Origin of the sequence: Palleronia sp., from assembly GCF_042089775.1 — a bacterium.
In the GTDB taxonomy this organism is placed as follows: Bacteria; Pseudomonadota; Alphaproteobacteria; order Rhodobacterales; family Rhodobacteraceae; genus Palleronia.
Map to the genome: position 1 here is coordinate 36,312 of NZ_JBELKF010000012.1, position 20,475 is coordinate 56,786.

General features: G+C 66.6%; 21 protein-coding genes and 1 other RNA gene. 13 read left to right on the top strand and 9 right to left on the bottom strand.

The features are described from left to right. Positions 1-60: 60 nt before the first annotated feature. The 3 genes from ACFDS3_RS05185 to ACFDS3_RS05195 all read left to right on the top strand — a co-directional run bounded on the left by ACFDS3_RS05185 (position 61) and on the right by ACFDS3_RS05195 (position 2,531). Positions 61-531 carry a DUF1203 domain-containing protein gene (locus tag ACFDS3_RS05185; protein WP_375261283.1) on the top strand — a complete coding sequence of 157 codons (471 nt, stop codon included), beginning with the start codon at positions 61-63 and terminating at the stop codon, positions 529-531. Between the two features lie 63 nt (positions 532-594). After that, complete coding sequence (locus tag ACFDS3_RS05190; protein ID WP_375261284.1) at positions 595-2,148, top strand: AMP-binding protein; 1,554 nt, start codon at positions 595-597, stop codon at positions 2,146-2,148. Beyond that, positions 2,145-2,531, top strand: a complete 387-nt coding sequence (locus ACFDS3_RS05195) for a VOC family protein (protein WP_375261309.1) — start codon at positions 2,145-2,147, stop codon at positions 2,529-2,531. The genes ACFDS3_RS05190 and ACFDS3_RS05195 overlap by 4 nt, the downstream gene beginning before the upstream one ends. 3 nt (positions 2,532-2,534) lie before the next feature. On the opposite strand, the gene ACFDS3_RS05200 is transcribed toward ACFDS3_RS05195, so the two are convergent. Genes ACFDS3_RS05200 through nudC form a run of 3 tightly spaced genes read right to left on the bottom strand, consistent with a single transcriptional unit; the run spans position 2,535 to position 4,720 of the window. Then, complete coding sequence (locus tag ACFDS3_RS05200) at positions 2,535-3,230, bottom strand: CDP-alcohol phosphatidyltransferase family protein (RefSeq protein ID WP_375261285.1); 696 nt, start codon at positions 3,228-3,230, stop codon at positions 2,535-2,537. A 43-nt stretch (positions 3,231-3,273) separates the two neighbouring features. Continuing rightward, the gene (locus ACFDS3_RS05205) at positions 3,274-3,723 is read right to left on the bottom strand and encodes an SRPBCC family protein (RefSeq protein ID WP_375261286.1); all 450 of its coding nucleotides are present in this window, start codon (positions 3,721-3,723) and stop codon (positions 3,274-3,276) included. A 34-nt stretch (positions 3,724-3,757) separates the two neighbouring features. Then, positions 3,758-4,720, bottom strand: coding sequence for an NAD(+) diphosphatase (nudC, locus tag ACFDS3_RS05210; RefSeq protein ID WP_375261287.1), 963 nt, complete (start codon positions 4,718-4,720; stop codon positions 3,758-3,760). Between the two features lie 149 nt (positions 4,721-4,869). Here nudC and ACFDS3_RS05215 point away from each other — a divergent pair, with 149 nt between their 5' ends. Next, positions 4,870-6,660 (top strand): 5'-nucleotidase C-terminal domain-containing protein, encoded by a 1,791-nt coding sequence (locus ACFDS3_RS05215; RefSeq protein WP_375261288.1) that lies wholly within the window; start codon positions 4,870-4,872, stop codon positions 6,658-6,660. A gap of 32 nt (positions 6,661-6,692) precedes the next feature. Continuing rightward, an RNA gene (ffs, locus tag ACFDS3_RS05220) (signal recognition particle sRNA small type) lies at positions 6,693-6,789 on the top strand. 18 nt (positions 6,790-6,807) lie between these two features. Here the strand turns inward: ffs and rnhA are convergent. The 5 genes from rnhA to ACFDS3_RS05245 all read right to left on the bottom strand — a co-directional run bounded on the left by rnhA (position 6,808) and on the right by ACFDS3_RS05245 (position 9,980). Further along, complete coding sequence (rnhA, locus tag ACFDS3_RS05225; RefSeq protein WP_375261289.1) at positions 6,808-7,266, bottom strand: ribonuclease HI; 459 nt, start codon at positions 7,264-7,266, stop codon at positions 6,808-6,810. 4 nt (positions 7,267-7,270) lie between these two features. Then, on the bottom strand, positions 7,271-7,723 hold the full coding sequence (locus ACFDS3_RS05230; RefSeq protein WP_375261290.1) for a DUF3429 domain-containing protein: 453 nt from the start codon (positions 7,721-7,723) through the stop codon (positions 7,271-7,273). Positions 7,724-7,817: 94 nt separating this feature from the next. Next, the gene (gene ispH, locus ACFDS3_RS05235) at positions 7,818-8,768 is read right to left on the bottom strand and encodes a 4-hydroxy-3-methylbut-2-enyl diphosphate reductase (protein ID WP_375261291.1); all 951 of its coding nucleotides are present in this window, start codon (positions 8,766-8,768) and stop codon (positions 7,818-7,820) included. 200 nt (positions 8,769-8,968) lie between these two features. Next, complete coding sequence (locus tag ACFDS3_RS05240) at positions 8,969-9,376, bottom strand: YqaA family protein (protein WP_375261292.1); 408 nt, start codon at positions 9,374-9,376, stop codon at positions 8,969-8,971. A gap of 40 nt (positions 9,377-9,416) precedes the next feature. Then, entirely contained in the window at positions 9,417-9,980 is a 564-nt protein-coding gene (locus ACFDS3_RS05245; protein WP_375261293.1) for an NYN domain-containing protein, read from the bottom strand. Between the two features lie 71 nt (positions 9,981-10,051). On the opposite strand from ACFDS3_RS05245, the gene folK reads away from it, so the two are divergent. The 5 genes from folK to ACFDS3_RS05270 all read left to right on the top strand — a co-directional run bounded on the left by folK (position 10,052) and on the right by ACFDS3_RS05270 (position 14,665). After that, positions 10,052-10,672: a 2-amino-4-hydroxy-6-hydroxymethyldihydropteridine diphosphokinase gene (folK, locus tag ACFDS3_RS05250; RefSeq protein WP_375261294.1), complete on the top strand. Its 621-nt coding sequence runs from the start codon at positions 10,052-10,054 to the stop codon at positions 10,670-10,672. Between the two features lie 108 nt (positions 10,673-10,780). Next, complete coding sequence (rpoZ, locus tag ACFDS3_RS05255) at positions 10,781-11,134, top strand: DNA-directed RNA polymerase subunit omega (protein WP_375261295.1); 354 nt, start codon at positions 10,781-10,783, stop codon at positions 11,132-11,134. Between the two features lie 6 nt (positions 11,135-11,140). Then, positions 11,141-13,282 (top strand): RelA/SpoT family protein, encoded by a 2,142-nt coding sequence (locus ACFDS3_RS05260; protein WP_375261296.1) that lies wholly within the window; start codon positions 11,141-11,143, stop codon positions 13,280-13,282. A gap of 1 nt (position 13,283) precedes the next feature. Continuing rightward, positions 13,284-13,922, top strand: a complete 639-nt coding sequence (locus ACFDS3_RS05265) for a DUF2062 domain-containing protein (protein WP_375261297.1) — start codon at positions 13,284-13,286, stop codon at positions 13,920-13,922. Beyond that, positions 13,919-14,665: a pyridoxine 5'-phosphate synthase gene (locus tag ACFDS3_RS05270; RefSeq protein ID WP_375261298.1), complete on the top strand. Its 747-nt coding sequence runs from the start codon at positions 13,919-13,921 to the stop codon at positions 14,663-14,665. Before ACFDS3_RS05265 ends, ACFDS3_RS05270 begins: the two co-directional genes overlap by 4 nt. A gap of 128 nt (positions 14,666-14,793) precedes the next feature. Here the strand turns inward: ACFDS3_RS05270 and ACFDS3_RS05275 are convergent, their stop codons facing one another. Continuing rightward, the gene (locus ACFDS3_RS05275; RefSeq protein WP_375261299.1) at positions 14,794-16,530 is read right to left on the bottom strand and encodes a trypsin-like peptidase domain-containing protein; all 1,737 of its coding nucleotides are present in this window, start codon (positions 16,528-16,530) and stop codon (positions 14,794-14,796) included. 167 nt (positions 16,531-16,697) lie between these two features. Between ACFDS3_RS05275 and ACFDS3_RS05280 the strand changes: the two genes are divergently transcribed. The 3 genes from ACFDS3_RS05280 to glyS are packed head-to-tail and all read left to right on the top strand — an operon-like array spanning position 16,698 to position 20,412. After that, positions 16,698-17,621, top strand: a complete 924-nt coding sequence (locus tag ACFDS3_RS05280; protein ID WP_375261300.1) for a glycine--tRNA ligase subunit alpha — start codon at positions 16,698-16,700, stop codon at positions 17,619-17,621. Continuing rightward, positions 17,621-18,118 carry a DUF6446 family protein gene (locus tag ACFDS3_RS05285; RefSeq protein WP_375261301.1) on the top strand — a complete coding sequence of 166 codons (498 nt, stop codon included), beginning with the start codon at positions 17,621-17,623 and terminating at the stop codon, positions 18,116-18,118. Before ACFDS3_RS05280 ends, ACFDS3_RS05285 begins: the two co-directional genes overlap by 1 nt. Then, positions 18,118-20,412: a glycine--tRNA ligase subunit beta gene (gene glyS / locus ACFDS3_RS05290; RefSeq protein WP_375261302.1), complete on the top strand. Its 2,295-nt coding sequence runs from the start codon at positions 18,118-18,120 to the stop codon at positions 20,410-20,412. Before ACFDS3_RS05285 ends, glyS begins: the two co-directional genes overlap by 1 nt. The last annotated feature ends 63 nt before the right edge of the window (positions 20,413-20,475 follow it).

The following is a 20,475-nucleotide window of genomic DNA, read 5'->3' on the forward strand; positions in this document are numbered from 1 at the left end:
GGTCGCCGGTTCGCGCGGGGTCTCCGATCTTGGGGTGACATTGCCTCACGGAGACCCATCATGACCTTCCAGATCGTGGCGCTGCCTTACGCGCCCTTCGCCTCCCTGTTCACCCGGCCCGAGACCGAACTTGCCCGGTATCGCGCCCGCCGCTTGATGGCGGACTCCCGGCCGGGATATCCCTGCCGCGTCAGTCTCAGCGACGCCGAAATCGGCGAAACCCTGATCCTCGTGAACTACACGCATCTGGGCGGTGCGACCCCCTATGCGGCGAACCACGCGATCTACGTCCGTTCCGGCGCGGCCCGCGCCTGCCCGAAGCCGGGCGAAGTGCCGGACATGCTGACCAGCCGCCTGCTCAGCGTCCGCGGCTTCGACGCGGACGGGTTGTTGCAGCATGCCGAGGTGAAGGAGGGCGCGGCCCTCGCCCCGGTGCTGGAGGACGTCCTGTCCGATACCGGGATCGCCCATGCCGACATCCATTTCGCCGGGCCAGGGTGCTTTGGCGCGCGTGCGATGCGGGTGGCCTGATCCCTACCGGCAGGCCCGATTCGTGCTACGCTATGCGCGGATCAGACCTTCGGAGGAGACAGCATGACCGTATACCGCAGCCCGCATGATGACATCGAGATCCCCCCGATCTCGATCACCGAGCAGCTGTTCCAGGGGCTCGACCTCGAACCGGGCGGCGTCGTCCTGGTGGACGGGCCCTCGGGACGCGAGCTGACGGCGGGGGCGCTGAAAAATCAGATCCGCCGCTTCGCCGGTGGTCTGACCGCGCGCGGTTACGGGGCGGGGACGGTTGTGGCCATGATGGCGCCGAACATCCCCGAATACGCGACCGTGTTTCACGGTGTCGCCTGGGCCGGGGGCACGGTCACCACGATCAACCCGGTCTACACGGCGCACGAGGTGCGCAAGCAGCTGGACGACAGCGCGGCGAAGGTCCTGGTCGTGCCCTCAGTGTTTCTCGACACGGCGCGGAAGGCGGCCGAGGGCGGGACGGTCGAACTGATCGTGGTGATCGACGGGGCCGAAGGCGAGACGTCGCTGGCTGACGTGATGGGCGATCCGCTCGAGTCGCAGGCGATGGTGGATCCAGCCACCCATGTCGTCGCGCTGCCCTATTCCTCGGGCACGACCGGACTGCCGAAGGGCGTGATGCTTAGCCATCGTAACCTTGTGGCGAACGTCGCCCAGATGCGGCAGGCGCAGCCGCTGACGCCCGAGGATTGCACGATCGCCTTCCTGCCGTTCTTCCACATCTACGGCATGACGGTGCTGATGAACTGTTACCTGTCCGCAGGCGCTAAGCTCGTGACCATGCCGCGCTTCGACCTCGAGATGTTCCTGCGCCTCATCGCGGACCACAAGCCGCGGCGGCTTTACGTCGTGCCGCCGGTGGCGCTGGGCCTCGCCAAGCACCCGCTGGTCGAGCAGTTCGACGTCTCGTCCGTGGAGCAGGTCTTCTCGGGCGCAGCGCCTCTGGGTGGCGAGATTGGCGACCAATGCGCCGCACGGATGAGCGCGGTGATGACCCAAGGCTACGGCATGACAGAGCTTTCGCCCGTCAGCCACACCACCCCGCGCGCCGCCCCGCGATCCGGCTCGTCCGGGGTGCTCGTGCCGAACTGCGAGGCGAAGGTGGTCGATCCCGGAACGCTGGAAGAGAAGGGGCCGGGCGAGGAAGGCGAGCTGTGGGTGAAGGGTCCGAACGTGATGCTGGGCTACCTCAACAACGCTGAGGCTACCCGCGACGCAATCACGATGGACGGCTGGCTGCGCACCGGCGATCTCGCCGTGGTCGATGCAGACGGCTACCTGTTCGTTCGCGAGCGCGTGAAGGAGCTGATCAAGTTCAAGGGGTTCCAGGTCGCGCCGGCCGAGCTTGAGGCCGAGCTTTGCAGTCATCCCGGGATCGCGGACGCCGCCGTGCTGGGCCGGAAGGATGACGAGGCGGGCGAGGTGCCCGTGGGGTTCATCGTCAAGGCGGCCGGCGTGGACCTCAGCGAGGACGAGGTCAGGGAACACATGCGGGGGCGGCTTGCGAGCTACAAGCAGCTTGCCGAGGTGCATTTCGTGAACGAGGTGCCGAAATCCGCAAGCGGCAAGATCCTGCGCCGCCTCCTGAGGGACCGGATTGACTGACGCTCGCGGTCGCGGATGTGGATCGCGCCGCCCGGTTCTACCGCGACCTCCTCGGGCTGCACCTGCGTGCGCTGTGGCCCGAGGGCGCGTATCTGGAGGCTGGCACGCTCTGGCTCTGCCTGTCGCATGATCCGGCGGCGTCGGCTCAAGCCCGGGGTGACTACACACATATCGCTTTCGACGTCGCGCCCGACGCGTTCGACAGGCTTGCGGAAGCTGTCGCGAAAGCCGCACCGATCTGGCGCGAGAACTGGTCCGAAGGCCGGTCGCTCTACGTCCTCGATCCCGACGGGCACAAGATCGAGCTGCATGCCGGAACGCTGGAGTCGCGCCTGAACGCTTACCGGCACGACCCGTCCAAGGGCGTCACGGTCTTCGACTGATCCCTAAGAGTCGTCGCCGTACATCACCTGCTGCACGATGCCGACCACGGTCAGGTAGGTCGAGGTCACGATCAGCCCGATCTCGACCGGGCGCCACGGGTGGAAGTCCTGCCATGCCGCGGCAAGGGCCAGGGCGACCCACACCAGCGCGATGGGCAGGGACAGGGCGCGCCACCGCTTCGTGCGAACGGGGTGGATGAATTTCAGCGGCAGGAACATCGCGATCGCCAGAAGGATCGTGACGATCATGATGGTCCACCAGCGCGGCTCGACCGCGAAGAACACGAGCACCGCCATGTTCCAGCAGCCCGGAAAGCCCGAGAACGAGTAGTCCTTGGTCTTCATGCGCGTGTCGGCGAAATAGACGACGCTGGTGTAGGTAATGACGATGATCGCGATCCAGCCGGTCCAACCCGGTAACAGTCCGCTGGCGAACAGCGCGTAGGCCGGGATGAACACATAGGTCAGGTAGTCGATGATGAGGTCCATCAGGACCCCGTCATATTCCGGCGCGTTCGTTCCGACGTCATAGCGACGGGCGAGCGGCCCGTCGACGCCGTCCACCGCGAACGCAATGACCAGCCAAAGCCACATCAGGCCCCAATGCGCATCCGTGGCGGCCAACATGGCCAGCATGGCGAAGACGGCGCCTGTGGCCGTCAGGAAATGGACGGCAAGAGCCTTGGGTCGATCGGTCATGGCGAAAGGATGACAGTCGGCGGACGCCGGTGCAATGGGGCGCTCACGTTTGTTCGACGTGCCGGCCAAAACGCCGCAACCGGCCCTCCATGCGCTTCTCGAGCGTGGACCGGGCGAGCTTCAGGGACTGCACCAGAAGCCGCGCCTTCATCGTCGCAGGGGTCAGGTCGATGATCGCGCTGATCCGGGTCTGCCGGTCCGACAGCGGGATGAGCTCCAGCCTGACGCGGGCCGACAGCCCGTCGCTTTCGCCGCGCAGGGCAAGCTGCTCGTCAGGCTCGAAATCCACAACGCGGGCCTCGGTATGCCTGAGCCTGCCGCGGAACGGAAAGCTGGCGCGCCAGGCGGCATCGGCGGGGGCCGTGCCGTCGTCGAGACGCTCGATCTCGGCGCCGCGGTTGCGTGCCGCGGCTTCGATGCGGTCGAAATCGGTCAGGTGCCGGAAAATCTTGTCGGCCGGTGCGGCGACATCGGTGCGGGCGCTGAGTTTCAAGTGGGTATCCTGGTGCTTTTACCCGAGCGTCCGATCAATCCAGACGATCCGCAAGCCAGTTCTTCAGAAGGAAATGCGCAATAGACCCCGGGCGTGCCGGTTTGACATCATGTTCGCCTGCCATTGCCTGGGCGACCTCTTCGCGGCTGAGCCACCGAGCGCTCTCGATCTCGTGCGGGTCGACCGTGATCTCGCGCGTGGTCGCGTGACCACGGCATCCGATCATCAGCGAAGCCGGGAAAGGCCAGGGCTGGCTTGCGAGGTACTCGACGCCATCCACGCGGATGCCGGCTTCTTCCCAGGTCTCGCGGCGCACGGCGGCCTCGACCGTCTCGCCCGGCTCGATGAAGCCTGCAAGCAGCGAGTGCATCCCCTCGGGCCATCCCGCCGATCGGCCCAGCAACACCGCATTCCCGTACGTGATCAGCATGATGACCACCGGATCGGTTCTGGGGAAGTGCCGGCGTCCGCATGCGGTGCAGAGCCGCTCCCACCCAGCGGCGTGAGAGCGGCTTTCGCCGCCGCAGCGGGCGCAGAAGCCGTGGGTTCGGTGCCATTCGAACAGGGCGCGCGCGGTGGCTGTCAGTTCGGCGGCGCGTGCCGACATCTGCGTCATCGCGTTGCGCAGTTCGACGAAGACGGCGTCGGGCAGCTCCGGGTGCGTCTGGGTGGACGGATCGGCGAAGGCGCCCACCGTGTCGGGCACCTCTTGCGGCTCCCAGGCCGATAGCTCGGTTGCGAAGGTCGGCACCTCTCCGTCCCGTCCGAGGAGGAGGCGCAGCCCCCCATGCGCCAGCACCGGGTGGTCGAGCGGCACGCGTGCCAGGGTATAGCCGTTGGATTCGGCGTCGTGCATGACGCAGGCCTTGCCGCGCCACAGAAGGATCGTCCGGGCCTGCGACGAGGCTGCCAGACCGGCCTCGCACTCTTCCGTCCGTTCGAAGGCCGCCCGGTCGAGGCCGGAGCCGCCAAATGTCACCAGTTCCGCGTCACGCATTCGTTCTGTTTCCAACGGCCCAACAACAGGTGCCGATTTCTTTGTTCTCGGTGATAGACATCCGGCTTTTTCATTTACAACCTGTGGGCGACACAAGATTTATCGCAAAGAGTGTTCATGGCCCCGGTCCTGTCCTGCGCGGAGTACAAATGGCCCAGCTGAAGCTGATTGCCACGTCTGATCTGCACGGAGAGCTGCGCGACTTCGACTATGCGCGGGGCAGGAACGATCCGACCCGTGGGCTCAGCCGTGCAGCGGGCTTGATCGACCGACTGCGCGGCGAGGCTGATGCAAGCGTCCTGGTGGACTCCGGCGACTTCCTCTTCGGGCGCCCCTACGCCGACTTGCCCGATGGCGGCGCCGGTGCGGTGATCGAGGCGATGGATTCGGTCGGCTACGACGTGGTCACGATCGGGAACCACGAGTTCGACATGGGCCTGCCGGTCCTGGAGAGGGCGCTCGAGACGGCGCAGATGGCCGTGGTCTCTGCCTCGCTCGTGCGGCGGTCGGACGGCGCGCTCTGGCGGCCGACCTGCACCATGATCGAGCGCGAGCTGCCCGAAGGCACGATCCGCATCGGCGTGACGGGCGTCCTTCCCCCTACGGCTGTTCCCGCACCGGTTGTTCTGGAGCGGGCGGGCCTCGACCTACTTTGCGCTGAGACGGCTCTGAGGCGTGCAGTCGCCGAACTGCGCGAGCAAGGCGCCGACATCGTCGTGGCTCTTTGCCACGAGGGCGTCTCGCGCCGGAATGGCGGAGCCGTGATCGAGCCGCTGGCCAGGATCGAGGGCATCGACGCCATTGTGTTGGGGCACCTCCACGATGTCTTTCCCGGCCCCAACGGACCGGTTTCGGACACCATCAATCCCAGCCGCGGGTCGGTCTGCGGCGTTCCGACGGTGATGCCCGGCTTCCGTGGTCAGTACGTCGGGTGCATCGATCTGAACGTGCGCCGCACCGAAGGGCGCTGGCGCGTGTGCGCCGCGCAGGTCGATGTTCATCCCGTCCTGCCGGCAGGGTCGCAGCGGTCGCGGCCGAACGCGCTCCCCGTGCTCAGGGCCAGCCAGGCCGCGCACGCGACCGCGCTTCGCCTGTCACGCGAAGTGGTGGGAATGTCCGAGCAGCCACTGCACACCTTCTTCTCGTATCTCGGGATATGCCGGGCCACGCACCTGTCTGCCGAGGCCAAGCGCACCACGATCCGCGCCGCGATCGCAGCGCAGGGCAGCGACACGCCGGTCGTGGGACTCGCTGCGCCGATCCTGAGCGGCGGGTATGGCGGGCCGTGGGACTACGTGGACATCGTGCCGGGCCCCGTCACACGCGGCGACGTGCAGCGCCTCGCGCCTTATGCCGACAACATCGTCGGCGTCCGCACGCGCTGTGCCGATCTGAAGCTGTGGCTCGAACGCAGCGTGAGTGTGTTCCAGCGGATCATCCCGGGCGAACACGCGATGCGCTTGCTCGATCCCAGCTTTCCCCCGACCTGCTTCGATCTGCCGGCCGGCGCTTCGTTCGAGATCGACCTGTCTCAGCAGGCGTTGTTCGATGCCGGCGGAGTGCGCCTGGCAGAGGGTCCCGGGCGGATTCGCAATCTTAAGGTTGCAGGACGCGAAGTAGAGGACGGCGATGCAGTCGTCATTGCCACCACCCATCACCGGCGCTCCGGGGGCGGGCAGTTTCCGATCCCCGAGGGCTCCTGGGTCGAGACCGGCCTGCGCATCGACCGCGCCATCGAGGCCCTGCTGGCGACCGAGCCACACATGGAGGCAACCCGGACCTTCCGCTTCGCTCCTCTGCCGAACGCGCGCGCGGTCTTCGCCACCTCGCCACGCGCGAACGCGCTCCGGGGGGATGCGCCATTTCCGGATGCGATGTGGTTGCAGCTAAACGACGAGGGCTTTCAGGAACTGATCGTGCCGCTCGACACCACGGGTTGAAAGCCGGCGCGGGGTTGCGTATCTGGGCGGTCGAGAGGCTGGCGCGGGCAGGCGCCTCGCCAACCCGGTCAGGTCCGGAAGGAAGCAGCCGCAACGAGCCCCGTCTGGGTCGCTGTCCAGCCTCTCACCCTATCCCCTCACGCTGGATCACCGCGTCTTCTTGTAGGGCGCCATCCCTGCGCGGGCCAATTCGTCCGCACGCTCGTTCTCGGGGTGGCCCGCATGGCCCTTCACCCATTGCCATGTCACGTCATGGCGATGCCCGGCCGCGTCGAGGCGCTTCCACAGATCCTCGTTCTTCACCGGCTTCTTTGCCGAGGTCTTCCAGCCGTTCCGCTTCCAGCCGTGAATCCAGCTCGTGACGCCGTTCTTCACGTATTGGCTGTCGGTGACCATCGTGATGCGCGAGGGACGGTTGAGTGACTCGAGCGCCGAGATCGCGGCCAGAAGCTCCATCCGGTTGTTGGTTGTCACCGCCTCGCCACCGTTCAGCTCGCGGCGCTTCTTTTCGGCCTCGCCCTCGCGCGCGATCAGTAGCGCACCCCAGCCACCGGGGCCGGGGTTCCCTGAACAGGCGCCGTCGGTGTAGGCAAACAACTCGGTCATGGTATTATCCGAAAATCACAGGGACGAGGGTCAGCACGACAACCACGGTCAGGAGAATCCGCAAGCTCAGCCACCAGTCCGGCGCAAGCCCCTGCTTCTCGAACATGAAGTCGAGCCCGAGGATCCCGACGAATCCCAACGCCAGCCACGTTGCCGCCGAGACCGGTCCGCCGCCCATGAAGAAGAACGCCCAGAGCGCCGGCAGGACCGAAAGCGCATAGCCGCTGGCCGCGACCGCGCCGGTGGCTTTCGTGGCGAACCCCCAGAGCACACCCGACATGAAGCTGAGGATCACCGTCCCATAGGCGAGCTGGACATATGGCCCGACAAAGCGGGGCGACAGCGTCTGCGCCGTCCACTGACCCAGCGCGGGGACGAACAGCGTGAGGGCCCCCCAGATGAACGGGAGCAGTCCGGCAAGGCCGAGTGCGAGCGGTGCGGCGGGAATGCGGGTCATGCGCGCTCCATGGCGTGGCGAAGGTCCGGTGCGACCGGGGCAGACCTGCTGATGCCACGGGTTCGGGGCGATGGAAAGCGCGAGCGGCCTCGGGTCAGGCGGGCTCGCGCAGGACGCGGGGCACCTTGAACTCCACGTTCTCGACCGCGGTCTCGACGATTTCGACCGAAACGTCATAGCGGTCGCGGAAGGCGTCGATCACTTCGTTGATCAGCACTTCGGGCGCCGACGCCCCCGCCGTGATCCCCATCGAGGTGATGCCGTCGAGCGCGCGCCAGTCGATATCGCTCGCGCGCTGGACAAGCTGCGCATAGGCGCAGCCAGCGCGCCGTCCGACCTCGACCAGGCGCTTGGAATTCGACGAATTCGGCGCGCCCACCACCAGCATCGCGTCGATCCGGGGGGCCATGGCCTTCACGGCCTCCTGCCGGTTCGTGGTGGCGTAGCAGATGTCTTCCTTGTGGGGACCGATGATGGCCGGAAAGCGGTCGCGCAGGGCGGCCACGATCTCGACCGTGTCGTCCACCGACAGGGTCGTCTGGGTGATGAAGGCCAGCCGCTCGGGGTCGCGAACCTCGATCGTCGCCACGTCGGCGGGCGTTTCGACCAGCAGAACCTCGCCCTCGGGAAGCTGACCCATCGTGCCCAGCGTCTCGGGGTGACCGGCATGGCCGATCATGACCATCTGCAGCCCGTTCTGGTGGTGACGCTCGGCCTCGATATGGACCTTGCTGACAAGGGGGCAGGTGGCGTCGACATAGACCATCTCGCGCGCGCGGGCCTCGGCCGGGACGGCCTTCGGCACGCCATGGGCCGAGAAGATCACGGGGCGGTCCGCCGGCGCCTCGTCCAGTTCCTCGACGAAGATCGCGCCCTTGTCGCGCAAACCGTCGACGACAAAGCGGTTGTGGACGATCTCGTGCCGCACGTAGACCGGCGCGCCCCACTTCTCGATCGCCATCTCGACGATCTTGATCGCCCGGTCCACGCCCGCGCAGAATCCACGCGGCGCGGCAAGATAGAGTTCGAGGGGCGGTTTGGTCATGGGCGGTCTCCTTGCTGCCAGACCTAGGGACCCATGCGCGAAGCGTCCAGTGCCGGCTGCGACGGAAGGAACTGCTGGATCGGATGGCGGACGCAAGGTAAGATGCGCCTACTGCACAGTGAAGAATTTTGAACGGAAGATTTTGGCGGGCTTTTTCAGAACGGTGGCCGTGGACCCTCGCGTTCCACGGCCTTTTCCTTCTACAAGACGCCTGCCGTCACACCCGCGAGAACGGCATATCGTCCCGCCTTGGCAATGCTCACGAGGCCGAGAAACACCCACCAGCGTGTCCGCAGGATTCCCGCAACGACCGTGATGCCGTCAGCGAAGGGCGCCCAGCTAAGCAGCAGGCTCCAGACGCCCCACCTGCGATACCAGTCCTGCGTGCGGTCCAGCTGCGCCTCGGTCAGCGGGAACCAGCGGCGGTGCCGGAACTGCTCGATCCCCCTGCCCATCAGGTAGTTGACCGCGGACCCCAGGATATTGCCGACGCTCGCGACGGTCAGCAGCAACCACAGTGGCACGGCATCCCGCGCCTGAAGCCCGACGAACAGGATTTCGGACTGCGCCGGCAGGAGCGTCGCCGCGCCGAAGGCGGTGACGAACATCGCAAGCAGAGATAAGGCCGCCTCCACGGGCCAGACGGCCTCAGGCGGTGGCGCGGTCCTGCGGCTGTTCGACGTGGCGCGGCGGTCGCCCGATCACGTCGCGCAGCTCTTCGAGTTCGATGAAGTTGTCGGCCTGGCGGCGCAATTCGTCGGCAATCATCGGCGGCTGCGAGCGGATCGTCGACACAACCGAGACGCGAACGCCGGCCCGTTGAAGCGACTCCACAAGCGGGCGGAAATCGCCGTCGCCGGAGAACAGGACGGCATGATCCATCCGGGGCGCAAGCTCCATCGCATCGACCGCGAGTTCGATGTCCATGTTGCCCTTGACCTTACGTCGCCCCTGGCTGTCGGTGTATTCCTTGGCCGCTTTCGTCACCATCGTGAAGCCGTTGTAGTGCAGCCAATCCACCAGCGGACGGATCGGAGAATACTCTTCGCTGTCAAGCAGCGCGGTGTAGTAAAAGGCCCTCAGGAGCTTTCCGCGCCGCATGAATTCCTGCCGCAAGAGCTTGTAATCAATATCAAAGCCCAGCGACTTCGCCGCCGCGTAGAGGTTCGACCCATCAATGAATAGCGCAAGCCGCTCGTCGCGGTAAAACATCAAACTTCCCTTCTCAAAAACACGCGCCTACCTCGTGAAAACCAAATGGCCCGGGCAGAGGAACATTGCGCGTGACATCGCGGGAAATTGATCCTGGTTCCACCAGGCGGCAACATATCCTTACGGATAGAGAGGGAACCGAAGCGCTACTCGCCTTAGGGGCGAACTTGCCCGGTCCAGCCGGGCCGCCGCGTGCCGCCGTCGAGGCTGCGCTGGAACGGCTCGCTCGGCAGGTCGGCCCTTTGAAGGTCAGCCGGCTTTTCGAGACGCCCGCCTTTCCGCCCGGTTCGGGGCCGCCCTTCGTCAACGGGTGTGCCTCGGTTCGGTGGGACGGCGAAGCCGAGGCGTTGCTGGCCCGGCTGCACGATGTGGAAGCGGCATTGGGCCGCACCCGCGCCGGCCGGTGGGAGCCGCGGGCGATCGACCTGGACCTGATCGCCGTCGGCCCCGCCGTGGCCCCTGACCCCCCGACGCAGGACGCGTGGCGCGGGTTGCCGCCGGATCGGCAGCGCGTGCTTCGCCCGGACCGTCTCGTCCTGCCCCATCCACGGCTGCAGGACCGGGCGTTCGTTCTGGTGCCACTGCTGGATATCGCGCCGGATTGGCGTCATCCGCGCACCGGCCGGTCCGTGCGCGAGATGGTCGCCGCGCTGGATTCCGCCGACAGGGAAGCAGTCCGGCCGATCCGATGAGGCAAATTCACGGGGAGTTCGGGTTGTCAATAGAACGCGACTCGCATATTTCCACAGCTTCAGTCCGGCGTCCGTACGCGCCGCGCCCGCATTCAGCAGGAGACCATCATGGCCCGCGTGACCGTCGAAGATTGCGTCGATAAGGTTCCGAACCGGTTCGAGCTTGTCATGCTCGCCGCGCATCGCGCCCGCGAGATCACCGCCGGCTCCGCACCCACCGTGGACCGCGACAACGACAAGAATCCGGTCGTCAGCCTTCGCGAAATCGCCGAAGAGACGCAGCAGGCCGACGGTCTGCGCGAGCGGATGATCGAAAGCCACCAGACCCAGATCGAGGTGGACGAGCCCGAAGAGGACGCCATGGCGCTTCTCATGGGCGGCGAGCAGGACAAGCCGGCCGACGACGACATGTCGGAAGAAAAACTGCTGCGCGCCCTGATGGAAGCCCAGCAGCAGAAGTAACCTTGCATGGATGACGGCGCGATCTGGCTTGAGGATGCGGAACGGCTTGTCGCCCGCGTCCGTGCCTACAACCCCCGCGCCGATTTTCAGAAAATCCGCGCCGCCTATACCTACGGCGCGGAGATGCACGAGGGGCAGTATCGCCACTCGGGCGAGCCCTACATCACCCATCCCGTCGCGGTGGCGATGATCCTGGCCGAGCAACAGCTCGACGACGCCACCATCATCACCGCGCTGCTCCACGACACCATCGAAGACACCCGCTCGACCTATGGCGAGGTGGCCAAGCGCTTCGGACCCGAGGTCGGCGACCTCGTGGACGGGGTGACGAAGCTGACCAAGCTTCAGCTTTCCTCGACCGAGACGAAGCAGGCCGAGAATTTCCGCAAGCTCTTCATGGCGATGAGCCGCGACGTGCGGGTGATCTTCGTCAAGCTGGCCGACCGCCTGCACAACATGCGCACGATCAAGGCCATGCGCCCCGACAAGCAGGCCCAGAAGGCGCGCGAGACGATGGATATCTATGCGCCGCTGGCCGGTCGCATGGGCATGCAATGGATGCGCGAAGAGCTCGAGGACCTGGCCTTCGGCGTGCTGAACCCCGAGGGGCGGCGGTCCATCATCACGCGCTTTGCCACGCTGCGCCGCGAGACGGGCGACGTGGTCGAGAAGATCACCGGCGACATCCGGCTGGAACTCGACAAGGCCGGCATCAAGGGCGAGGTGCAGGGGCGGGCCAAGCGGCCGTTCTCGATCTGGCGCAAGATGGAAGAGAAGAACGTCGGCTTCTCGCGCCTGTCCGACATCTACGGCTTCCGCGTCATCGTCGCGACCGAGGCCGAGTGCTACGCCGTCCTGGGCGCGATCCACCACCGCTGGCGCGCGGTGCCGGGCCGGTTCAAGGACTACATCAGCCAGCCAAAGTCGAACGGCTATCGCTCGATCCACACTACCGTGTCGGGCCGCGATGCCAAGCGGGTCGAGGTGCAGATCCGCACCCGCGCGATGCATGAAGTCGCCGAAACCGGCGTGGCGGCGCACTGGTCCTATCGCGACGGCGAGCGGGTGCAGAACCCCTTTGCCGTCGATCCCGCGGGCTGGGTCAGCGCGCTGATCCAGCAGTTCGACGCGGCCGACGACCACGACGAGTTCCTCGAAGCCGTCAAGCTCGAGATGTACCAGGACCAGGTGTTCTGCTTCACGCCAAAGGGCGAGGTCGTGAAACTGCCCAAGGGGGCGACGCCGCTGGATTTCGCCTACGCGATCCACACCCGGATCGGCGAGCGCGCAGTCGGGGCCAAGGTGGATACGGTGCGCGTGCCTTTGTGGCACCGGCTGCGGAATGGCCAGTCGGTCGAGATCCTGACGGCCGAGGGCGGGACGCCGCAGGCGGCCTGGCTCGACCTCGTGGTCACGGGGCGGGCGAAATCGGCGATCCGCCGGTCGCTGCGCCACGCCGACCGCAAGCGCTTCATCAAGATCGGGACCGAGCTTGCCCGCGTCGCCTTCGACCAGATCGACCGGCGTATGACCGACAAGGCCCTCACCGCCGCTGCCCGGACCCTGCGCCTGCCCTCTTCCGAAGAACTCCTGGCGCGGCTCGGTTCGGCCGAACTGGAAAGTCGGCAGGTGATCGAGGCGCTCTATCCCGGCGTCGTGCCCCGCCCGGGCGACGAGATCGAACCGACGGCCGCCATCGTCGGCCCGCAGCCCGACCTGACCTTCCGTCGCGGTCCGTGCTGCCAGCCGGTGCCGGGCGAGCGGATCGTCGGTATCTCGTACCGGGGGCAGGGCGTGCTGGTCCACGCGATCGACTGCGAGGCCCTCGCCGGCTTCGAAGAGCAACCCGAGCGGTGGATCGACTTGGCCTGGCACGCCGGGAACCATCCGGCGGTGCATGACGTGACCTTCGAGCTGACCATCGTGAACGACGCGGGCGTGCTGGGGCGCATCTGCTCGATCATCGGCGGGCAGAAGGCCAACATTTCGGACCTGAGGTTCCTTGACCGGCGGCAGGACTTCTTCCGCGTGCGGATCGACGTGGAGCTGTGTTCGGTCGAGCATCTGCATGCGCTGCGGATGGCTCTCGAATCCGAACCCGACGTGGCCCTCATCGAGAGGGTGCGAGATCCGGCACTGAGTCCCTGACATGTTCAAGCGCCGTACGCCCCGGTCCACGCTCGCACAGATCGGCCGTACGCTTTGGCCGCGGGGCGGATGGCTGCGGGCATTGCGCTACGTGGTCTATCGCATCCGCCGACTGCCGGACCCGGCCTACAAGATCAGCCGCGGCCTGGCGGCGGGCGTCTTCGCCTGCTTCACCCCGCTCTTCGGCTTCCATTTCTTTGTCGCGGCGGGGCTGTCCTGGATCATGGGCGGCAATATCCTGGCTGCGCTTTTGGCCACCTTCTTCGGAAACCCGATCACGTTTCCGATCATCGCCGCCATCTCGGTCGAGCTCGGCAGCTGGATCCTCGGCCGCCCCGAGCCGATGCCCCTGGGCGAGGTCTTCAACGCCTTCTCACATGTCTCGGTCGAGCTGTGGGATAACACGCGCGCCATCTTCACGCCGGCCACGGTGGCCTGGGCGGACATGTCGGCGTTCTTCGACATGGTGTTCCTGCCCTACCTTGTCGGCGGCATCATTCCCGGTCTCATCACCGCCGTGGCAGTCTATTGCGTGTCCCGGCCCATCATCGCGGCCTACCAGAAGGCGCGCATCAACCGCCTCAAGGCCCGTTTCGAAAAGCGGCACGACATCCGGGTGCCAAGGGAGAAGAAGATATGAGCGAGCGGCTGCGTCTTGGTGTGAACATCGATCATGTTGCCACGGTGCGGAACGCGCGCGGCGGGGACCTTCCCGACCCGCTGCGGGCGGCGAAGCTGGCCGAGGCCGCGGGCGCGGACGGGATCACGGCGCACCTGCGCGAGGATCGGCGGCACATCTCGGACCGGGACATCGACGGGCTGATGACCGCGCTGTCCGTTCCGCTGAACCTTGAGATGGCCGCGACGAAAGAAATGCAGGCGATCGCATTGCGGCACAAGCCGCACGCGGTCTGCCTCGTGCCCGAGCGGCGCGAGGAGCGGACGACCGAAGGCGGGCTGGAGATTGCGCGCGACGAGAACCGGCTGGCCCATTTCATCGCGCCCCTGGCCGATGCGGGGTGCCGCGTTTCGATCTTCATCGCCGCCGACCGGCCGCAGATCGAAGCCGCCGCACGGATCGGCGCGAGTGTCGTCGAACTGCACACCGGCGCCTATTGCGACGCCCATGCCGAAGGCCGTTTCTCTGATCGCGACGCCGAACTCGAACGCATCACCGACATGGCGACGTATGCGGATGAGCTCGGGCTCGAGGTGCATGCGGGCCACGGCCTGACCTACGAAACGGTGCCTCCCATTGCCGCGCTGCCCCAGGTTCGCGAGCTGAACATCGGGCATTTCCTGATCGGCGAGGCGATCTTTCGCGGCCTCGATCCATCCATTCGCGAGATGCGCCGCGTGATGGATGAAGCACGAGGGCGGTAAAGCAGCCTCGACCGACGGACCCGTCAGAACCCCACCTGACGCTAGAGCGGCAGGCGCAGCCTCGCGCAGGGGAAACCGGCGGTCGAGCTACCGCACGCGCTTCCAAGGCGGGGCCGAGGCCCGCCCGGTTATTTCCAGCAGCCGACCAGAACGGTCATGTCGGTCGCCCGGCGCTCCATCTGGCCCAGGGGCAGGTCCTCGCCGCTGGGTTGGGTGGTGGGGGTCAGGCCCGCGCCACTCAGGAAGCCTTCGACCGTCTCGACATCGGTGGCGAAGGCGACGTTTTCGGGCAGGGTCCTGCCGAAATTTCCCTCGGGCTGCAAAAGGCCCAGCACCTGTCCGGTGGTGTCGAAGATCGGGCCGCCGGCATCGCCCGAACGTGCGTCGATCGTGTAGCGCCGCACGTCCTCGGCCCCGTCCAGCCCGTCCATCGCGGCAAGCGTGCCGTAGGTCAGCGACGGGGCGCCAAGTTGCCCCTCGAAGGAGTATCCCGCCAGCACGACACTGGCGTTCAGCCGCGGCACACCGTCGCGGAAGCTGGCATATTGGCGCGGCGCGAGCGGCTGGCCGGGCTCCAGCAGGGCCAGGCCGGACTCTTCGTCGACGGCGCTGACCTTCGCCTCGATCTCGTCCTCGATCGTGATGCGCTCACATTCCTGCGTGACATCCGCCGTCGTCAGCACGTCTCCGCGGCGCGACACGAAGAAGCCCGAGCGGACCACCGCAGGGCGACGGATTTCCAGGCCGGCCAGCAGGTCCACGCTCTGGTTTTCGGTCGGCTCGCCCATCTGGTCGGGCATCACCACGCCCGGCGTCATCTGGAAACTTGCCAGCATCTCGTCCACGACGCGGGTGCGGCGATCCTCGTCACTCGCGGGCCAGATCAGGGTGAAGCCCTTGATCTCTCCGTTTTCCAGCCGCGCCTCGGTCTGGCTGACGATTTCGTCGCCGCGGCCGATCAGGGTGAAGCCGGACTGCCGAAGCTCGCGCTCGCCCTCGGTCGGCACGATCTCGAGTGTCTGCATGATGTCGTAAAGCCCGTTCAGATCGGCCTGCTCGCCCTGCTGCGAGATCAGCAGGACCTGCGCTTCGGGCTCGGCCCCGTCCACGGGTTCGTAATGAGCGAAGGGCGGCTGATAGCGGTCGAACGCGACCAGCTCGGTCGGGATCTGCACCGTGATCCCGGCGGTGCTGTCGGTCACCGGCGCAAGGCCCAGCCCGTCGAGCACCGAGTTGTACTGGTCCAGAAGCTCCTGCCGCTGGCGGGTGGTCAGGACGCCGGTGTCGTCGTAGCCATTCGCGGCCTGCCATTCGCTCATGGCGGCACGGGTGCCGCGGCCGAAAGCGGCATCGATGGCGGCGTCGTAGAAGCCGGCCCATTGCAGCGCGATCTGAAGCGCCTCGCGCTCGGCTCGGGTCAGGTCGGCCTCGCTCTGGCGCGCCTCGGCGACCGTCTCCTGTGGCTCGGGCTGGGGTTCTGGGTCGGGAACGTTGATCCGCGCGGCATCGGAGCTTGTGTCGTCCTGCTGCGCAAGCCCGGCCACGCCGCCCTCGGGCCAGATCGCCTCGCCGTAGATCGAGCCGTCGGCGGTGAAGCTGTCCGAAGGAATCAGCCGCTGCGCGCGCAGCGACCGGCGCTGCTGGGCCGCCTCTTCAGGGGTGAAGGGGCCGATGGCGACGGCGAACCACGAGGATTCGTTCAGGTCGAACGCCGCCACGCCGTCGATCTGTTCGGCAAAGTCGCGGGCCGCCTCGATCGCGGCCTGGGCGTTCGACTGCGCCTCGACCTGAAGCCACGTCTCCTGCGCCCATGCCGGCACGGCCAGGCTGGCCAGCACGGCGCCCATGGCGGTTGTCGCTCTCATGTCACTCGGTCCCTGTCGATCTTGCACAATGGCCCGCGGGCCGGTTCGCAGGACAAAAGGAAGGATGCGCGCCGTGGCGTCAAGAAACGCGGGGTTCACGGTTGCGTCACGATTGACCCTTGTTGCCCTTCTGCCTATTCAGGCCCCGCTTTCGCGAAAGGGCTGACATGGCCAAGCCGACCTGTTTCCAAGACATCATTCTCGCACTCCAGGGCTACTGGGGCCGGCAGGGCTGCGCCGTTCTGCAGCCCTACGACATGGAAGTCGGCGCGGGCACCTTCCACCCTGCGACGACCATGCGCGCGCTCGGTCCAAAGGCCTGGGCCGCGGCTTATGTGCAGCCCTCGCGCCGCCCGACGGACGGGCGCTACGGTGACAGCCCGAACCGGCTGCAGCACTATTACCAGTACCAGGTCATCATCAAGCCGTCGCCGCCGGACCTCCAGGCGCTCTACCTGGGCAGTCTCGAGGCGATCGGCGTCGACGCGAACCTGCACGACATCCGCTTCGTCGAGGATGACTGGGAAAGCCCCACGCTGGGCGCCTGGGGCCTTGGATGGGAGGTCTGGTGCGACGGGATGGAGGTTAGCCAGTTCACCTATTTTCAGCAGGTCGGCGGCCACGACTGTGACCCTGTCTCGGGCGAGCTGACCTACGGGCTCGAACGGCTGGCGATGTACGTCCTCGGCGTCGATCACGTCATGGACATGCCCTTCAACAGCCCCGGCAGCCCTCAGCCCCTGACCTATGGCGACGTCTTCCGCGAGGCCGAGGCGCAGTATGCCCGCTTCAACTTCGACACCGCCAATACCGACGTGCTGCTGCGCCACTTCGAAGAGGCCGAGGCGGAATGCGCAAACCTTCTCTCCCAGCCGGCGGTGGACCCGCGCACGGGACGGCGGATCGTCATGGCGCTGCCCGCCTATGACCAGTGCATCAAGGCCAGCCATATCTTCAACCTGCTGGACGCGCGCGGCGTGATCTCGGTCACCGAGCGTCAGGCCTACATCGGCCGGGTCCGCGGACTGGCAAGGCAGTGCGCCGACGCCTTCCTGATGACCGAGGCCGGCGGCGACGCCGGGGCGCAATGATGGGCAAGGTCATCGCCATCGTGCTGGCGGCCGTCGCGGTGATCGCCGCAGTTGGCCTCTATTACCTGCAGGTCTTCCACTATTACGAGCGGGTCTCGCCCCGCGGCTTCGTCCTTCAGACCGCAAGCGGAGAAATCCCGGCCGAGGCCACGAACATCGAGGCGATCGACGCGAACTCGTCGCCGATCCGCTTTCGCGCCTGCTTCGACACACCCCTCGGCCCCGACGTCGCGGCCGAGCGCTATGACAGCGCCGATCCTCTGAACGCCCCGTTCTGGTTCGATTGCTTCGACGCCGAAGAGATCGGCGAGGCACTGGCGCGCGGCGAGGCGCAGGCCTTCATGGGCCAGAAGAACGTCGAATACGGCGTGGACCGGGTGGTCGCGATCCTGCCCGGCGGTCGCGGCTACGTGTGGCACCAGCTCAACAATTGCGGCGAAGTCGCCTACGACGGCACCCAGATCGGCGAGGAATGCCCGCCGCGCGAGGATCAATAATGCCCGACCTTCTGATCGAACTCTTCTCCGAAGAGATCCCGGCCCGGATGCAGGCCCGCGCGGCCGAGGATCTGAAGCGCCTGATGACCGACGGTCTGGTCGAGGCCGGCTTGACCTACGCCCATGCCGGCACCGTGGTGACGCCCCGCCGCCTGACGCTGGCGGTGGAGGGGCTGACCGACCGCTCCCCCGATACCGTCGAAGAACGCAAGGGCCCCAAGGTCGGCGCGCCCGACAAGGCGATCGACGGCTTCCTGCGCGGCGCCGGCGTGACCCGCGACGACCTCGAAGTCCGGCCTGACAAGAAGGGCGAGGTCTACTTCGCCCGGATCGAGAAGAAGGGCCGCCCCGCGCCCGAGATCGTGGCCGAGGTGCTTGAGGCGACCGTGCGCGGCTTCCCCTGGCCCAAGTCGATGCGCTGGGGCGCGGGCAGCCTGCGCTGGGTCCGCCCGCTGCACCGGATCGTCTGCATCCTGACCGGCCCCGAGGGGCACGAGGTCGTCCCGCTCGACATCGACGGCATCGTCGCCTCGGACGTGACCGAAGGCCACCGCTTCATGTCGCCGGGCGAGATCCGCGTGAACTCGTTCGAGGATTACCAGCACAAGCTCAAGCGTGCCCACGTGATGCTGTCCCCCGAGGAACGGGCCGAGACGATCCGCGCCGACGCGGCCAACCTCGCCTTCGCAGCCGGGCTGGAGGTGGTCGAAGATGCAGGCCTCCTGGCCGAGGTCGCGGGGCTGGTGGAATGGCCGGTCACGCTGATGGGCACGATCGACGAGCAGTTTCTCGACCTGCCGCCCGAGGTGCTGCAGACCTCGATGCGCGAACATCAAAAGTTCTTTTCGGTCCGCGAGCCGGGATCGGGCCGGATTGTTCGATTTGTGACGGTCGCCAATCGCGAGACGGCCGATGACGGCGCAACGATCCTGAACGGCAACCAGCGCGTCCTCGCCGCCCGCCTCGCCGACGCCGCGTTCTTCTGGAAGAACGATCTCGCCGTGGCGAAGGCCGGGATGGGCGCGTGGATCGACAACCTCAAATCCGTGACTTTCCACGCCAAGCTGGGGTCCGAGGCCGACCGGGTCGAGCGCATCGCCGCCCTAGCGCGCGAGCTGGCCCCGGTGGTCGGCGCGGATGCCGACCAGGCCGAGCAGGCGGCGCGCCTCGCCAAGGCGGACCTGACATCGGAAATGGTCTACGAATTCCCCGAATTGCAGGGGATCATGGGCCGCTATTACGCGAAAAGTGCTGGTTTCCCGGATGCCGTGGCCGACGCCGTGGCCGAACATTACGCCCCCCTTGGCCCGTCCGACACGGTGCCGACCGCGCCCGTGTCCGTGGCGGTGTCGCTGGCCGAGAAGCTGGATAAGCTGACGGGGTTCTGGGCGATTGACGAGAAGCCGACCGGCTCGAAAGACCCTTATGCGCTGCGGCGGGCGGCGCTGGGGGTGATCCGGTTGGTGCTAACCGAGCAAATCCGGCTTCAGCTGCTGAAATCCAACATCATCAGCCAAAGTGTTGCTTCTGTGCTGCGAGAAGAGAAGGCAGTACAACAACTCGAAAGAGAACGTTCTGAACTCGAACATGCGGAGGAAAAGGCAGCTAGCGACTATCAGATATTCGTTGGCACAGCCGCTGGCGGCGATCGAGAAGCCGCTCGCCGGCAAAGTGACTATTCGCAAGGGCAAGTGCAAGTTGCTCGCTCTCATGTAGAAGTGCGCGAAAGGCGCTTGACGTTCATTCATGAGACGAAAGAGCTTGCGCCATCCGACCTCCTCGCCTTCTTCCACGATCGCCTGAAGGTCCACCTCCGCGACGAGGGCATCCCGCATGACGTCATCGACGCCTGCCTCGCCATGCCGAACGCCGACGACCTGACGCTTCTGGTCAAGCGGGCTCGCGCTCTGGCGGCGTTCATGAAGACCGAGGACGGCACGAACCTCGTGCAGGGGTTCAAGCGGGCGAACAACATCCTGACCCAGGCCGAGGAAAAGGACGGCGTCGAATACTCGTTCGGCGCCGACGCCAGGCATGCCCACACGGACGAGGAACGCGCGCTTTTCGCCGCGCTCGACCAGCAGGAGCCTGTGATTCAGAAGGCGATGGCGGAAGAGGACTTCGCCACCGCGATGACCACGCTGGCCCTTCTGCGCACGCCGATCGACGCGGTCTTCGAATCCGTGCAGAGCAACACCGACACCCCGATCCTGCGGCGCAACCGGCTGAACCTGCTCAGCCGGATCCGCACGCTCTGCCTTGGCGTGGCCGATCTGACCCGGATCGAGGGCTGACCACGCGTCACGAACCTTGCTCAGATCCGCACGCGGCGTATGCTCTGGACCAAGAGGAGCGCC

Coding starts and splice junctions, on each gene's coding strand:
- ACFDS3_RS05185 (WP_375261283.1), top strand. CDS start 61: ATGACCTTCCAGATCGTGGCGCTGCCTTACGCGCCCTTCGCCTCCCTG.
- ACFDS3_RS05190 (WP_375261284.1), top strand. CDS start 595: ATGACCGTATACCGCAGCCCGCATGATGACATCGAGATCCCCCCGATC.
- ACFDS3_RS05200 (WP_375261285.1), bottom strand. CDS start 3,230: ATGACCGATCGACCCAAGGCTCTTGCCGTCCATTTCCTGACGGCCACA.
- nudC (WP_375261287.1), bottom strand. CDS start 4,720: ATGCGTGACGCGGAACTGGTGACATTTGGCGGCTCCGGCCTCGACCGG.
- ACFDS3_RS05215 (WP_375261288.1), top strand. CDS start 4,870: ATGGCCCAGCTGAAGCTGATTGCCACGTCTGATCTGCACGGAGAGCTG.
- rnhA (WP_375261289.1), bottom strand. CDS start 7,266: ATGACCGAGTTGTTTGCCTACACCGACGGCGCCTGTTCAGGGAACCCC.
- ACFDS3_RS05230 (WP_375261290.1), bottom strand. CDS start 7,723: ATGACCCGCATTCCCGCCGCACCGCTCGCACTCGGCCTTGCCGGACTG.
- ispH (WP_375261291.1), bottom strand. CDS start 8,768: ATGACCAAACCGCCCCTCGAACTCTATCTTGCCGCGCCGCGTGGATTC.
- ACFDS3_RS05240 (WP_375261292.1), bottom strand. CDS start 9,376: ATGTTCGTCACCGCCTTCGGCGCGGCGACGCTCCTGCCGGCGCAGTCC.
- ACFDS3_RS05245 (WP_375261293.1), bottom strand. CDS start 9,980: ATGTTTTACCGCGACGAGCGGCTTGCGCTATTCATTGATGGGTCGAAC.
- rpoZ (WP_375261295.1), top strand. CDS start 10,781: ATGGCCCGCGTGACCGTCGAAGATTGCGTCGATAAGGTTCCGAACCGG.
- ACFDS3_RS05260 (WP_375261296.1), top strand. CDS start 11,141: ATGGATGACGGCGCGATCTGGCTTGAGGATGCGGAACGGCTTGTCGCC.
- ACFDS3_RS05265 (WP_375261297.1), top strand. CDS start 13,284: ATGTTCAAGCGCCGTACGCCCCGGTCCACGCTCGCACAGATCGGCCGT.
- ACFDS3_RS05270 (WP_375261298.1), top strand. CDS start 13,919: ATGAGCGAGCGGCTGCGTCTTGGTGTGAACATCGATCATGTTGCCACG.
- ACFDS3_RS05275 (WP_375261299.1), bottom strand. CDS start 16,530: ATGAGAGCGACAACCGCCATGGGCGCCGTGCTGGCCAGCCTGGCCGTG.
- ACFDS3_RS05280 (WP_375261300.1), top strand. CDS start 16,698: ATGGCCAAGCCGACCTGTTTCCAAGACATCATTCTCGCACTCCAGGGC.
- ACFDS3_RS05285 (WP_375261301.1), top strand. CDS start 17,621: ATGGGCAAGGTCATCGCCATCGTGCTGGCGGCCGTCGCGGTGATCGCC.
- glyS (WP_375261302.1), top strand. CDS start 18,118: ATGCCCGACCTTCTGATCGAACTCTTCTCCGAAGAGATCCCGGCCCGG.